General features: G+C 37.7%; 9 protein-coding genes and 2 CRISPR repeat arrays. All 9 genes read right to left on the bottom strand.

Features of this window, described 5'->3' with window-relative positions; all coding sequences use genetic code 11:
- Window positions 1–747 precede the first annotated feature (747 nt).
- The 9 genes from ACZ5NG_RS05545 to ACZ5NG_RS05505 all read right to left on the bottom strand — a co-directional run bounded on the left by ACZ5NG_RS05545 (window position 748) and on the right by ACZ5NG_RS05505 (window position 14,674).
- Window positions 748–2,013, bottom strand: a complete 1,266-nt coding sequence (locus ACZ5NG_RS05545) for a TIGR02710 family CRISPR-associated CARF protein (protein WP_464252991.1) — start codon at window positions 2,011–2,013, stop codon at window positions 748–750.
- Between the two features lie 95 nt (window positions 2,014–2,108).
- Window positions 2,109–3,043: a CRISPR direct-repeat array (repeat unit 37 nt; unit sequence GTTTCAATTCCCCTAAGGGAATTATCGTTCTTACAAC).
- A gap of 186 nt (window positions 3,044–3,229) precedes the next feature.
- The gene (gene cas3 / locus ACZ5NG_RS05540) at window positions 3,230–5,680 is read right to left on the bottom strand and encodes a CRISPR-associated helicase Cas3' (protein WP_464252990.1); all 2,451 of its coding nucleotides are present in this window, start codon (window positions 5,678–5,680) and stop codon (window positions 3,230–3,232) included.
- A gap of 10 nt (window positions 5,681–5,690) precedes the next feature.
- Window positions 5,691–6,347 carry a CRISPR-associated protein Cas5 gene (gene cas5 / locus ACZ5NG_RS05535; RefSeq protein ID WP_464252989.1) on the bottom strand — a complete coding sequence of 219 codons (657 nt, stop codon included), beginning with the start codon at window positions 6,345–6,347 and terminating at the stop codon, window positions 5,691–5,693.
- A gap of 11 nt (window positions 6,348–6,358) precedes the next feature.
- On the bottom strand, window positions 6,359–7,279 hold the full coding sequence (cas7i, locus tag ACZ5NG_RS05530) for a type I-B CRISPR-associated protein Cas7/Cst2/DevR (protein ID WP_464252988.1): 921 nt from the start codon (window positions 7,277–7,279) through the stop codon (window positions 6,359–6,361).
- Complete coding sequence (locus tag ACZ5NG_RS05525) at window positions 7,276–8,934, bottom strand: hypothetical protein (protein ID WP_464252987.1); 1,659 nt, start codon at window positions 8,932–8,934, stop codon at window positions 7,276–7,278. The genes cas7i and ACZ5NG_RS05525 overlap by 4 nt, the downstream gene beginning before the upstream one ends.
- Entirely contained in the window at window positions 8,931–9,728 is a 798-nt protein-coding gene (cas6, locus tag ACZ5NG_RS05520; protein ID WP_464252986.1) for a CRISPR-associated endoribonuclease Cas6, read from the bottom strand. Before cas6 ends, ACZ5NG_RS05525 begins: the two co-directional genes overlap by 4 nt.
- Window positions 9,729–9,906: 178 nt before the next feature.
- Entirely contained in the window at window positions 9,907–10,197 is a 291-nt protein-coding gene (gene cas2 / locus ACZ5NG_RS05515; protein WP_464252985.1) for a CRISPR-associated endonuclease Cas2, read from the bottom strand.
- Window positions 10,198–10,201: 4 nt separating this feature from the next.
- Window positions 10,202–11,851 (bottom strand): CRISPR-associated endonuclease Cas4g/Cas1g, encoded by a 1,650-nt coding sequence (gene cas4g/cas1g, locus ACZ5NG_RS05510; RefSeq protein ID WP_464252984.1) that lies wholly within the window; start codon window positions 11,849–11,851, stop codon window positions 10,202–10,204.
- Window positions 11,852–12,005: 154 nt separating this feature from the next.
- A CRISPR array of direct repeats spans window positions 12,006–13,235; the repeat unit is 37 nt; unit sequence GTTTCAATTCCCCTAAGGGAATTATTGTTTTTACAAC.
- Window positions 13,236–13,756: 521 nt separating this feature from the next.
- Window positions 13,757–14,674, bottom strand: a complete 918-nt coding sequence (locus ACZ5NG_RS05505) for a selenium metabolism-associated LysR family transcriptional regulator (RefSeq protein ID WP_464252983.1) — start codon at window positions 14,672–14,674, stop codon at window positions 13,757–13,759.
- Window positions 14,675–15,008: the final 334 nt, after the last annotated feature.

The following is a 15,008-nucleotide window of genomic DNA, read 5'->3' as shown; positions in this document are numbered from 1 at the left end:
TCCATTAATATATATAACTGCTAAGTAAACATTAAAAAATTCATATCCCCTGCAGCAGTTAGAAACTTATAAATAACAGCTAATTATGTTCATCGGTCTACATTCTAAACCTCATTATTAATAATGAATACCAGAAATCAGCCTGTAAGCAAATATCTATAATATCGGCATAGGTAATCATACTGGGGCCAAAATAAAACCGCTTAAAATGGCTTTAAAAAGGCCCGAAATTACTAAAGCAATCTTATTTAATTAGAAAGTAAACTATATAAGTAATCAATACCTACAGTAATTGTACAAACACCGGCGAGCATGCCGGCTGTAAATTCATTTAAGATGATAATCAATATGTATAACAGCGGATCTTATTGATTAGCGCAGCAACAAATGCTTCGGCAATGACTTGCCGGTAGCTTGTAAAAGCTTGCTAATAGATTGCTAAAACCTGAATAGCTTGTAAAAAGGTTTGGAAATAAGTTGCTGATAACTTGCTAACAACTTTTTCATAACAAACCAATAGCTTGCTTGAAATGCCTCAGAAACTAAAATGCCTTAGAAAATGCTTCAATAAGGCCGGCTGCAGACCAACTTCGCAAAACTTACATTTTGCGAAGTTATGTAAACTAGTTATGTAAACTTAATAACACCTATCCTCTTCTGTAAAGCTCATACACTCGTTTAAAAAACTGTGCTCCCTCCCACTAATAAAACCGAGGTATGTAGTCTACCCCGGTTTATCACTGCTATTTATAACTCTGTGGGCAGCTGTAAAGCCTGGGCCAGCCCTTCTTTAAATTGCTGCGCTTGGTCACACTCTATAATAAAGGGCCAAACTACCCCTTCCATCTCCTTATATTCTGCCTCACTAATTGGTTTCATGCCATGAGCCAAAAAGCTGTAGTTTCTTAATTGAATAACTGATAATACCTTCTCACGCCACTTCTGCCATACCGGGCCAACAGGGTGCTTAATGCAGTAAAGCAACTCATAATCTTCTTTTAATCCAATCTGTATTTTTCCCTGAGGTGTCCGTCTGGGCTCCAAACTTTGCCGGCATTCTTCCGGCAAAACAGATGTGTCTATATCATCGCTGGTAAGTCGAGGTTTTGCAGTGCGCAGGCAAAATTGAGCGTACATTTCCACGCCACGGTAAATCCTGGCCACGGCATCGTCATAATTACCTCGGGCCGCGCGCCGCTTGGCGTTTTGCAGCACATCATATACCAGCATAAATCCGGGCGGATTTTTTTTACTGTCCGGCTGCCATTCATCATACCAGCTCAAAGTATTATTTATCTTCTTAAGCAAAGCATTGTACGGTTTAATGTTTTCGTCTGTTTTATATAATTCGATATATCGTACCGCATTGCGGTAATCAAATCTGTCCCATGCGGCAAATCCTCTGCATAAATATAACAATCTTTCCAGTGCCGGATCTTTTTCCAGCAAGCCGTACTTATCAGTTTCTTCCAGCACCTTGACCACGGCCTCAAAATTCCATTCCTTTAGAAGATTTTCACACAGCGCCTTTTGTTTTTGCACAAAGGCATAATTGGTAGTCATTTGAGTGACGCGTTCCAAACCGTCACGTACCCGCACCAAATCCAGCCGGGGCCCCTTAACCAAGCTGAGCTTACACTCAGGATGATCCATCGCTGCCGCCGCCAACCCTGCCGACATCGACTTGGTACCACCGGTATAATCCACAATCACTTCGCTGTATTCTTCCAGACAGTTGCGAATTAATTGGTCAGCTACTTTATAAACATTGTATGGGTCGTCAGGCTTAACAATTTCTATACTGTACTGTTCCTCAGCAAGGCCGGCCTGCTTAACAATACACGGCCGCTCACCCATACAAACCAGACCTTCGCCATCAACTGTTTCTCTGCTTCCTTTATTTACCCCATCAGTTTCAGAGCACAAAAAAATCACTCGTTCGGGCAGATGAGTTTTAATGGACTTCACGATTGGCACATCTGACCCACCAACTGTCAGCAACAACACCTTCATAACTAACTCTCCTTACTAACTATCCTTTTCCCGAAGTGAATTATCGTTTTTACAACGTATAAATAAAGCGCAGATAAACGGGAAAGTAAAAGATTGTTTCAATTCCCCTAAGGGAATTATCGTTCTTACAACCCCTCACACAAAAGAAGTTATTTAGACGTAAAAGACGCACTGTTTCAATTCCCCTAAGGGAATTATCGTTCTTACAACAAGTGAAACTCAAAAGAGCGACATATAGGCATATAGAGGCGTTTCAATTCCCCTAAGGGAATTATCGTTCTTACAACTTCCCCCGAAATTCATCTCCCATCTTCTACAAGTGGGAGAGTTTCAATTCCCCTAAGGGAATTATCGTTCTTACAACAAGAATTTGTTACAAAAACCATACGCACAATAACTTAGTTTCAATTCCCCTAAGGGAATTATCGTTCTTACAACGCTTTTATTATTACATGATGTGCAGCAATAGTGTGTTTCAATTCCCCTAAGGGAATTATCGTTCTTACAACTTTGAGCAAATAAGGCGTTCTCCCTTGACTATTGATGAGTTTCAATTCCCCTAAGGGAATTATCGTTCTTACAACTCAACCGACAAAGAAGGCCCAATTGCTAAGGTAAAATGTTTCAATTCCCCTAAGGGAATTATCGTTCTTACAACCCAGGATCTTGCGGATGCGCAGGGCGATATCTAGAGTCGTTTCAATTCCCCTAAGGGAATTATCGTTCTTACAACTTTTGTGTTTTTGTTTACATATTACGTCACGTGACATATGTTTCAATTCCCCTAAGGGAATTATCGTTCTTACAACCAAGTCGACAAGACAAAGACAAATGGATACGCCTTGTTTCAATTCCCCTAAGGGAATTATCGTTCTTACAACTAACTTTCCGCACCCAGCTCAACCGGATTGCTGCACTGTTTCAATTCCCCTAAGGGAATTATCGTTCTTACAACTCTGAACCGTGCAATGGGTGAAGCCTACAACGCTTTATGTTTCAATTCCCCTAAGGGAATTATCGTTCTTACAACCGCTTGTATCCCTAGTCCTTGTGGTCATTGGGTTTGCCGATGTGTTTTCGAGAACCTAAAGATGGTTGGCAACATACCACTAATTTTATTACTTCTTAAATTGTCAAAGTGCTGTATTTTGTAGGCTTAGAGGCCTGCGAGAACCTTCGGGAAATTTTGCACAGCAAAGGTGCTCGCAAATAAAGGTTAAAAATTATCAAAACCATAATTAAACGTATACGGTATATTTACAACCTTCACTCCGTCAATATATTCATAGCAATCTTTAATTTTATATCTGGCCACTTTTACTCCATACTTTTTCAACATATCTGCCGGCTGTAGTTTAGGATTATAAAACTGTGCCGGCACAACTGTATCTACAGTAAACTTACTTTCCCGCACCCGGAAAATTCCCTGACTTGCATCTTCATTAGGGTCGCCGAATCTTTCTTTAGGTTGCCTTCCAAAAACAGCGTCTTCTATAATATAAGTTTTCATGTTTCGATCAGCTAAACTCGGCGCATCAGGATAAATTTCGTTTACCCACTGCTGTAGCTTTTGTTGACTATAAGCTTTGCCAATTATATTCCAGCTGGCTTGCACTATTTGTTCTTCATATGGCAATGCTTTCCCTTCCGGAAGCGGAAATAAAATCATCCTATATTGGAAACTATTTGGTAAGTAGTTTCTGTTTTTACAATAGTGACAAGAACATTTATTTTTATTAAAATGCTGCCCCCTTCTATGTAATCTGCCGCCTCGCTGCCCAACAGCGTCTACCGGAGCAATCTCAGAATACATGATATCGGCACTGATATCTAAACTTAACTCGCATATTTGGGTAGTAATTAATATTAACTGGTTATTGTCAGTAAAACCATATTCTGCAATTAATTCCTTTTGTTCTGTAGTTCTGTCTTTAGCTAAGCAAAAAAATGCTTTAATTAACTTTTCCTTTATTTCTCGGTGTTCTCTGGTAAATTCAGAGTGATAACAAATAATATTTTTGTCCGGCCACAATTTTCTAACATCCTTGGCAATGGCTTTGGCCTTTTGAACGGTATTAACCACAAGCATTTGCCGGCATTGCAGGTGATTTTGTAGAAATTTTATTAAATGTTCAGATAGCTTATTTTCATCATCTATAATTGGTTCATCAGCCTTTTCAATCAAAAAGGGCACTTGGTTCATACTGGCCTTTAATTCGGCATTACTTTGTATGCTGGATTGATCAGGAATAATAACGTATTCTAATTTCTGCCTTTTTGCTTGTTTTTGAAGTTTTTCTTTTACCGCATCGGGCATGGTTGCCGACATAACTAAGTGTGGAATACCCAGGTTTCTTAATAATCGCAAACACTCACCAATTTTATCTAAAGTATATTGGTCATAGTAATGTAGTTCATCAAATATAACTGCCGAAGTCATGATATTACCAAAGGCCACATCAGCATACTTGTAACAATGCAACAGTGAATACAACAGGTGATCTACCGTTGTAATTGTTATTGGCTTGTTAAAAAAGGTATTTTGTAATTTTTCGGTTCTAACCCAGTCCCGGGCTGTTTTGGCATCTTCATATTCTAGGTTTTGGCTCTCAGAAAACAGCACCGTTTCTACTTCAGAATGGTATAAACCTTTGTGTTTTTCATTTACACCATATTTTGTGGTTAAATCCCAATAGATTGAGTTACTGGTAAACTGAGTGGGCAAAGTAAAAATTAGCCTGGTGGCCCGCTTTAATTCAAGCTGATGTTTAAAGAAACAGATAGCAGCACCTGTTTTACCGGCACCACAGCCGGCCTGAAGCAAGACATAAGGATTATCTGTTTGCATGACTGCTTTTTGCCAATAGTTTGGGTTCATGCCTATATTAGTAGAGTCAAAGCCTTTTAGAGTTTCGTTTGCATTAAAAATTAACCTTTCTATAACCTCATCTTTAATTAGTCTTTCCATTGGCGGTATATCTCGTTTAATTTCTTTTTCGTACTTTGAGTAATAATAACTGGATTCAAAATCGCAGATTACAATAATTGATAAATATAAGGTATATAATCCTTTAAATTTAATAAGCTCTTTATTTTCAATGTTTTTGACTTTATTTTTTAACATAACTACTAACTCTACTGCTTCCCGGCTGGTGTATTGTTCTCTATAGTTATCTGATTGAATATAGTGGTTAATATTTTCTAAGTATGCAATGACATCTTTTAAAGCAGGCACTACTACGTTTGTACCCTCGCCTCTAATGCGTTCACCTTGGAAGGCATCGTTGTGCAGCATTTGGTGGTGAGCCAAAATTGCTAATAAGGCAGCAAGCCCTTCATGTTTATTTTGCAAATCTTGGGCAGTTAAGAAATCATTAGCTATCATGAGCGAATAAAGGGCATGACTGGCTGGTTTTTTGCAGTGTTTTTCTTCATATATGCTTCTAATGTACTGCTGCCAGCGTTTTGTAGCTTTTCCTAAGTCATGGCAAAGCACACTAAACTGAGCAATTTGATAAAAAAGTGCCGAGGAATAGCCCAGTTGGCTAATACGCTCATTAATTGTGTTGCCATGATATATCCAATAGCGCTTAAACGCCTCGGCTGTATCCAAAGTATGGCCTAATAATGTTTGTTTTGTTTTTCCAAGTAAAGTATCGCCAATCATGCCACGCACCTCATAAGACTACTTTTTTATTCCCTACAACGTAGGCCGTAATTTGCTCTTTTAAGGTGATTTCCGGTGCTATATAATAAGTTAAACAATTAAGTGCACTGGGGCTACCCCTTTTGTTATAAATAAAGCTAACGGGTAAATCCGCAATCAGCACATCCTCATTTTGTGCTTGTCCCATTTCCATTGGTAAGCAATTATGCACGGTGGTACTGGCAATTTCTTTTAATGGATGTATCTTTACATCGTTTATCTCAATAAAATCATCAGATTCTCCTAAAAAAAGCGGAAAAGCTGGATTATTTAATGCTGCTGCAATTTCCTTAATAAACTGCCTGTCACCTTTAACGTACACTGCATATTGAGGAGCGATTATTTTTTGGCGCATTACTAATGTGCGCATTTGCAGATCACGGCGATCCCATTTGATAATTTTGCTGTATGTTTCTACAAGCTCTCCTTTTTGTTCTATTCCCACCCCAAAGCTTAAATCTTCTAAAGGAGTAAGATAATCAGCAGGATAACCTAACGCTGCAGCAATCAGCCCTTTAACAGTGGTAATCGGTGGCACCGGGTAAGTAAACTGTACATTAACAGCAAAAGGTACTTTAAAAGAACACCAGTAAGGAACTTCTATTTTGGCAGATAATAAAGCTTCCACTGGTCTCACTCCTATACTTTTATGAGCTCTTTTGCTTGCTTGAAAGCTTCGTAAACTGTTTGTACCTCAATATTATTTTCTTTTAATAATGATTCAAGCTCTGACTCATTGGTCACCACGCCCGGAGTATAACCAAACAACAGGGTGTTACCTTGGTTTTTATGATCTTGTATGGCAGCTTTTAATATGCTGATATTTATTGTCCGATCATCATTTACTTCCAATGCCTTTAAACCGCGCTGGTTATATGTTTCCTGTAAAGAAATCATTACAATATCCGGTGCTAAAGATGTTGCCGCCCGGGCTTGTTTGGCAAAGCCACTTAAATTATATATTCCATCTAATACGGCATTAATACGAAGCTTCCTTTCTTCTGCCGAAATGTTTACTGTTTCCTTCCATTCTTTGAGTTTTTGATTTTTTCCTTTACCTTCTAAAATTGGTTCTTTAACTTTACCAATATTTTCAATGTCTACTGTCATACCAAATTTATAGATATTTTCCGCCATTTGCACATGGGCAATGCGCATGTCTTTGCTTTCCCGGTCTTCACCTTTATCAAAAATACTGCTACGAGTTAACAAATCGGTAACAATATCTGCCGGTATTTGCCCTAAGCCGGGAGATACCTTTAACGGTGACCAACGCCTATCGCCGCCTACCCCTTCTTTAGTCGCTAAAAAGCCCCTTAAATCACAGCTCCAACAGTTGGCAACATCTGCACACGGCCGTTCTGGTGTACATAAAAACTTATCAGGATAGCTTCTGGCAATAGTATCCATTAATGCTGTTCTGGTAGCCTGTCCCGAAATATACGGCTTTTGGCCGTTATAATACAATTTTAGTTCGGTAAGGTTGCCACTGCCCTCTCCGGAGTTTAAGTTACTTAAATCAGCTTTTGCTAACCAGGTTACAGTAACACACTTAATCATTTTGTCACCTCATTTTCCCTTTTTATATTCAGTGCCGCTTCTGAACAAGCATAGATAAGCAAAACATTTTTCAAATCCTTCACGTCAAAATTTGGAGCAGTTCTTAATACCCGATCGACACAATAGGCAAAGTCTTTTTTATCGTACTCGTTGATTGTTTCATTATCGCCATCCTTTTTTGCTGCTAAGCAGTACTTTTGAATTTTAAAAGCTACTTCACCCAATAAAGAGTTTAGGCTGCTTTGATCGTAAATGTTATTTATTTTAGTCATGAGGGATATATCATTTGGGAAATACCTTCCAATTACCTTGCCAATCTTCTTTAAATCATTTAATAGTTGTTCATCCATTAGTTCATCCACCTCCTTTAAAGCATATGAACAAAATTCTTTAAAAAAGCTGATGCCGTTGTAGCTAAAACTTGTTTTGCTATCATTTTTTTTTGCATCTTTAATTAAGGCAAATAAGGATTTAGCCACCACATCCCAATCGGCTTGAACTATGCCCTTTGCCAATTTATCAGCTTTAATTAAATCACGGCATCTAATATTTTTAAAAAAAGTTCGGACAATATCTCCTTGCTTGTCGTGATTACGCCCATAATTGCGCATTCTAACCAGTTCAAATAGGCGGTTATCTGTATTTATATTGTTAAAATGAAAAAAGTTAACGTTCTTGCCTTTAACAAATCGCAGCACTACCCAATTGGTTAGAAACTGCTGCTCATTTCTATCAACAGCCGGTTTTTCTGTAAAGGCTTCCAAAGTAGGTGAATATTTGTGCATAAGGGAAAAATATAGCGCCAACAATGCTTGATAAACACCTGTTTTGGGTAGCTCCTTTATGTTTGTGCGATAGCTAAGTACATCAGGTGAGTTTAAATCTATCAAATTTTCTCTAATGCGTCTGTACACCTTATGTAGCACTTTTATATTTACAGTTTGCGGTAATATTAAGTGGGTAAGTTTTTTTTCGCCAATAAAATATGGTACATAACAGTGCACTGCCGCAAAAACATTTAAAAAATTGCAGGTGGCGCACATCTTGTCATTGTCTGCCGTACTGCGGTAGCCACGCATTTTGGTATGCCTTTTATTGTAAAAAGGGTTTCTGTTTTGCAGTGTTTTAAATGTCTCTTTACTGAGAAAACGGCCGCACATTGGGCATTGTTCGTTAGCTGCTGATGATATACTTTGATGCTTGATAAAACTGGTTACGGTTTGGGGTAAATCTTCAGCTAGCTTTTTCCAATCGGGTGCTATTCCCACGTAATTGCGTCGTAAGGTAACAGTTCCGTTGTTAACGGTGTGATTTAGTTTTTCTTTAAGCTGCTTTTTTTCCGGCTCACTGAACTTAACAGCATAATCAGGATTATAAAAGCCGTTTTTATCCGGTTTTCGATAATCTTCGTAGCCAAGCAACTTTAGTTCCGGAGATGGTAAGATAATTTCATTTAACTTAGTGCGCAAATACTTGATAATTTCATCAGCTAACTCTTCACTAGTCACATCATCATAACTCTGCATTTCTACCTGCCAATTATTGATTGTCAGCTTTTCCCAATAGTCTTCTTCTGTGACTAAGCAGAAATCGTAAAATGCTACGATACCCCAATCCATCCAAGGGTCACCGCTGCATTTTAGCGTAATATTCAACTTTTTCCCTCCTTTCGTTTCCTTTTACCGTAATTTAATTCGACATTACCCATACCCCAAGTGCAGCGGTAACCTACACCGCTGTATTGGGCAAACTGAGCCAGCGTATTAATTTGTTTAATTACAAATTTATTCATTTGTTTAGGCAGCTGATAGCTGCATCTGCCTACAAAACCTAATAGTTTATATTTCTGCATATCAATCAATTTTGTTTCTAATCTGTATCGGGAAACGTTGATATTGCTAAAGTCGGTAATTTGCTGCAGTTTCAGTGGGCTGAAGACATTGAATTTTATAAACATGCTGGTAAAAAGCAATTTTGGCTCAGGAAAAAGCAAATGAGTTCCTTGACTACGAAAAGTAGTAGGTGATTTAAAAATAAAAGTAATCTCTCGATTTAAAGAGCCGTTATTTATTAGTTCCAAATAAGATGTTGAAATGGTTTCTTCTATTGTTAATCCTACAATTTTGGCACTGCCCAGCGTCATTGTCTTACCATGCCATATATGGCTTAAGCTTTTTATTAATTCACCCAACCATTTTTCCAAAGTAGATAGCTGAAAAGTATAAGTTTCACCGGCTTTAAGGTACAGTTTGCCACTGTTAACAGAAGCAACGCCATTAAGCGGTGAAATTGAAAAAGGCTTGTTATTTTGATGATGCAATTCAGTAGCAACAGCTAAATCGTATTCACTGAGCAATTTAAAAAACAAACCGTGCAGTTCCACGCCGCCTAATATCGTTGTACTGCCCTCGGTAGTACATATAAATGTAAAATTAAATTGTTGCAGCATATTATTCTCCTTTTTGAGGAATTTATACATATAATGAAAATGAAAGTTAAAATTTTATTCCCCTTAGGGAATTATCTAAAAATCAATACTTATAAAGAAAAATTTCTACTCCCTTATTGGAAATTAGTAGCTAATTATTCTTCAATTTGTAACAAAATTCCTGCCAATATTTACAAATTTATTCTTCTGTACTGATGATAAATAGGTCACTGCCAAAGGGGTTATCCACTAACCCTAACCTTTCAACCTTGCTACTACAACGGCAGCACTGGCGATAAAATATTAAGCTATCTTGTTCGCGATTAATAATTTTCTCTAATTTGTAACGCAATCTTAGGTAGTCTTCCTTTCTCAAATTGCATTCAAAAACACTGTATTGAACCCTAATACCGTAATCACTTAAAGTTTTGGCTACGGCCAATCTTCTTTTGTCATCTGCTATGTCATAGGCAACTACAAACCGCTCCATTTTTTCACCTAACCATAAAAGGAATATACTCGTCTAATTCGTTTTGAATTACTTTACTTAAAAATCTGGCCTGTACTTCAAAAACCCGGAGATAAGATAATTTATATTTAAAAACAGGATGGATAACCATTTCTTTGCGGCGTTGCTCATAAGCTTGGTAAAACTTTTTTCTTCCGGCAGCGGTAAGGTAACATCCGTCAGCTTCAAAATAAAAATCTTCTTTTTTGATCATTCCACGGTTAATTGCTGTTAAAGTTACAGAGTCACCAATAATTGTACGAAATTCTTCCATTAAATCTAAAGCCAGTGCCGGCCTGCCATATTTGCTTTCGTGAAGAAAACCGGCATAAGGATCTAATCCTACTATACATAGGGCTGTCATTATATCTTTTGTTAATAGTGTGTATGCAAAGCTCAACAGGGCGTTAACCTCATCCGTTGGCGGCCTTCTGTTTCTACCGTGAAAACTATAGCTTAAATTATTGCCGATAAGTTTACCGAAAACCGAAAAATATTCCCGGCTGGCAGCACCCTCTAAACCAATTAAACTTTTATTATCTGCTGCTGTTTTTACAGCATTTAATAATATTGAAATTCGTTTGATTGCAATGTTAATTTGCTCATCTTTAAGGCTGCGGTTATAACGTAGTAAAAAAGTTCGCATGTTATTTAACTTTCCGACCACAAAGGCTTTCGATAAAACGATACTTTTATCCGCATCATGATGAAATTTATATTGGGCAGAGCGCAGTAGGCAATTCTTATTAAATGCAGGTTGCAGCTGTCCAATATATTTACCGCCTGTTGAAACAAAAGAAGTAGGTATCTGCTTTTGAAGCAATAATGTAATTGCCGGAGTGCTTAAATTTACTCGCCCAACCAGGACAACTTGATCAATATTGCATAATGGCATCTCGGAAAGTTTTTCTTTTTCTTTGGTAACTATTAAGCGCTCACCTTCTTTTCTGATATAAGCTCCGGGTTCATCAACATACAGAATACGTCCAAGATTAATACCTGGTATTGGTCTTTTAGGTTTCTCTTGTTTTTTCTTGAGATAGTTTACTTCTTCAGGCATGCAGATATTTATTAAAGAACAACCCCTGCAGCGATTGTCTGCTCGGGGCTCGGGAATTTGCCGGCTTTTTATAATGGTTTGGGCGTAGTTTATGGTTTGCATTACCAGTTCTCTTAAATCCCGGTGTAATTCCACCCTCCTTCGGGCATGTGATGTAGCATAATAAATGTAAGCATGTGGGATTTCTCTGCCTAATTTTTCTTCCAATAGCATGGCTTGGGCACATACCTGTACATCGTCATTTAGGTTATCTCTCATTACACCTTTTTTATATTCCACCGGATAAATATTATCGTTTTCTTCAAGTACATCAAGTTTAGCTATCAAAGCTAATTTTTCTGATGACACAATAATGGAACGAATTTGCATAGCATCTTGACGTTTTATTTTGCGCCGCTCATCCCGACGTTCCTCTTGTAAGCGCCCTTCCAAAACATCTTCATTGTAATCTTCTATGTTTTGAACAACTCGGTAGTAAAAATTTCTTGGACAGTATAAAATTTCAGCCAAATGCGACACCGGTATTAAAAAATTATCTTGCTTTTGCCTAAGGTTAACATCTTTGCTATTAAGCAACGCCATTATCCTCCGGTTACTTTAATTTCTCTTTAAATCGTTATAACCGAAAACCTGTTCATCAACTCTTTTACAACTAATCCAGAAGATTATTTAATACCAATATTGCCCAAAATAGGCATAATAAAACCAGGATAACTTTATTATCCTGGTTTTATTATTTCCCCTGAGGGAATTATTGTTTTTACAACCCCATTTTTAACGGCACATTATTTGAGGTAAAAGATAAGTTTCAATTCCCCTAAGGGAATTATTGTTTTTACAACATCCCCGGAAACCAAAAAATTAATAGAATCGCTGGTAGAGTTTCAATTCCCCTAAGGGAATTATTGTTTTTACAACCAGCAACAGATAACTGAAGCAATCCGACTGCAAGAATAGTTTCAATTCCCCTAAGGGAATTATTGTTTTTACAACTTTTCAATGGAAGCAGATTCGTTGCGGATGTCGGTGGTTTCAATTCCCCTAAGGGAATTATTGTTTTTACAACTTGATAAGGCCCAGAGCAAGATGCAAAAGAGAGAAGTTTCAATTCCCCTAAGGGAATTATTGTTTTTACAACGCTAAAAGAAGTGGATAGTATTGCGATTCAAACCTCATGTTTCAATTCCCCTAAGGGAATTATTGTTTTTACAACTCCCGCTTTTATTCCCTTGCACGGAATAAAAGCGTGTTTCAATTCCCCTAAGGGAATTATTGTTTTTACAACTGTAGAAGTCAAGGAGGGGTAATTTAAAGTGATTAAAGTTTCAATTCCCCTAAGGGAATTATTGTTTTTACAACGGCAGAAAATGCGGAACGGGAAGCTCGTTAAACTATTGTTTCAATTCCCCTAAGGGAATTATTGTTTTTACAACGTATCCATATGATTTTGTAAATTGTTTTGCGTTCTTGTTTCAATTCCCCTAAGGGAATTATTGTTTTTACAACGTGCTTATAAAGAGGAAAGCATTCCTCATTATAATAAGTTTCAATTCCCCTAAGGGAATTATTGTTTTTACAACTGTTTTTTGTTTTTGGAAACGTATTTTTTAATTAGTGTTTCAATTCCCCTAAGGGAATTATTGTTTTTACAACATATCGCATGGATTAGACCCTCGTATACTGATAGCTACGTTTCAATTCCCCTAAGGGAATTATTGTTTTTACAACGAAACAACAGGTAAGCAACAAATGAAGTTCCTTGGTATGTTTCAATTCCCCTAAGGGAATTATTGTTTTTACAACTTGTGAAGTACAAAGAAAAAGTGTACGGCTCAGATGAGTTTTTAATGTTTCAATTCCCCTAAGGGAATTATTGTTTTTACAACGGAAAGGGAGAAAATCTCCCCTCCTGGGGTTTCACCAGTTTCAATTCCCCTAAGGGAATTATTGTTTTTACAACCGCTTGTATCCCTATCCCTTGTGGTTATTGGGTTTGGCGGTGTGTTTTCGAGCACCTAAAGAAGATTGGCAAAATACCCCTTATACTTTACTGCCTAAATTGTCAAAGTACTGTATTTTGTAGGCTTAGAGGTTTGCGAGAACCTACGGGGAATTTTGTACAGCAAAGGTGTTCGCAAATAAAAGTTAATAAATCAAAACCATAACTATAGCTTTACCGGTTATTTTTCAGCCGTTTTGCACTGTTTATTCTCCATATAGTAACATTTTCCTCCTAATAGCGGAAATAAAATTATTTATATTGGAAATTATCCGATAATCTATCGGAACAATCTCAGAATACATATTATCCAACCCAATCCTCAAAATAGGCATAATAAAACCGGGGCAACTGTATTACCCTGGTTTTGTTATGCCCCTTAAGGGAATTATCGTTTTTGCAAATAGAATGGGGCAAGCCGAATGCCAAAACAAATTTGCCCGGTAGGCAAGTATAGTTATTTTAATTAGAATGCTGCCCCTTTAAGAATATTCCTTACAGTATGAAATAAGAAATTCAATAAATTTTTCTACCACCAGCGGCTTAAACTTATCTTTGTGGTAGATTAGATAAAAATTCCTTGACATGTTGACGTCTTCAATTCTTGCAGACAGTAATGTGCCTAGTTTTAATTCCTTTTGTATCGCCCAGCGGGAAATAATGGTGATACCAAAGCCTGCTTCAACGGCTTCTTTTACTGCCTCGGTACTGCCCAGCTCCATAATTACGTTCAGCTGATCCAGGTCAAATCCGGCCTCTTCCAGCCTTTCCTCGGCCATCCTTCTTGTGCCGGAGCCATGTTCTCTTAGCACCAAAGGCATATCTTTAAGTTCTTGTATAGTGATTGTTTTTCGATTTGCCCAAGGATGTTCCGGTGAAAAGACCACCTGCAATTCGTCCTGCATTATCGGGTTAACAATTAGATTGCGGGCATCTACACTGTGTTCTACCAAACTGTGTTCTACAAAACCTAAATCCAGCTTTTGTCTGGACACCAGTTTTACTATATGTTCTGTGTTGGTCACTCGCAGGGAAGCCTTAACCCCGGGATTTAGTTTATTAAAAATCCCTAACAATTTAGGCACCACATATTCCCCTACGGTAAAACTGGCTCCTATATCTAACGGGCCCACTATTTGTCCGGTATAGCTGGAAATTTCCTTTTCTGCTTGATTTAACAAATTTAAAACTTTGACAGCATAATCGTAGAGAATACGCCCGGTTTCGGTAAGGGTTATTTGTTGATTAGCCCGATCAAATAATTTGGTTTTATAATATTCTTCCAGTGCGCGTATATGCATGCTTACCGCCGGTTGAGAGATAAACAAAGCCTTGGCAGCAGCAGAAAAACTCTTCTTTTCTACCACTGTTTTGAATATCTCTAATTGATATGGCCCCATTTTACCTCCGCTCCCTCTGCAAATTAAATGCAACATTTACTATTATCATACCACACTTTACACACATAGGATGCAGAACAGTAAAAAAGAGAGTTCCCAACGGCGGGGACTCTCCTAGTTTTGGCACTCTATGTGACATCCATAATTGGCCAGTATCTTTTTGATTCTTTCACAGTTGGGACAACTAAGTTTCATCAAAGGTTCCTCTTTTTCTTCGTTAGATTCCATGTAATAACCGAATTTGGCTGCCAAATCTAGAACGTTTTGATATTGTTTATCATCCAGTTTGTCTTTTAGAATATTAAAGATTGTCATATGCAATCAGCTCCTTAGG

The organism is Desulfovectis peckii, assembly GCF_055391705.1.
Note: the sequence above shows the minus strand (reverse complement) of the source record. Positions and strands in the feature narration are given on the sequence as shown.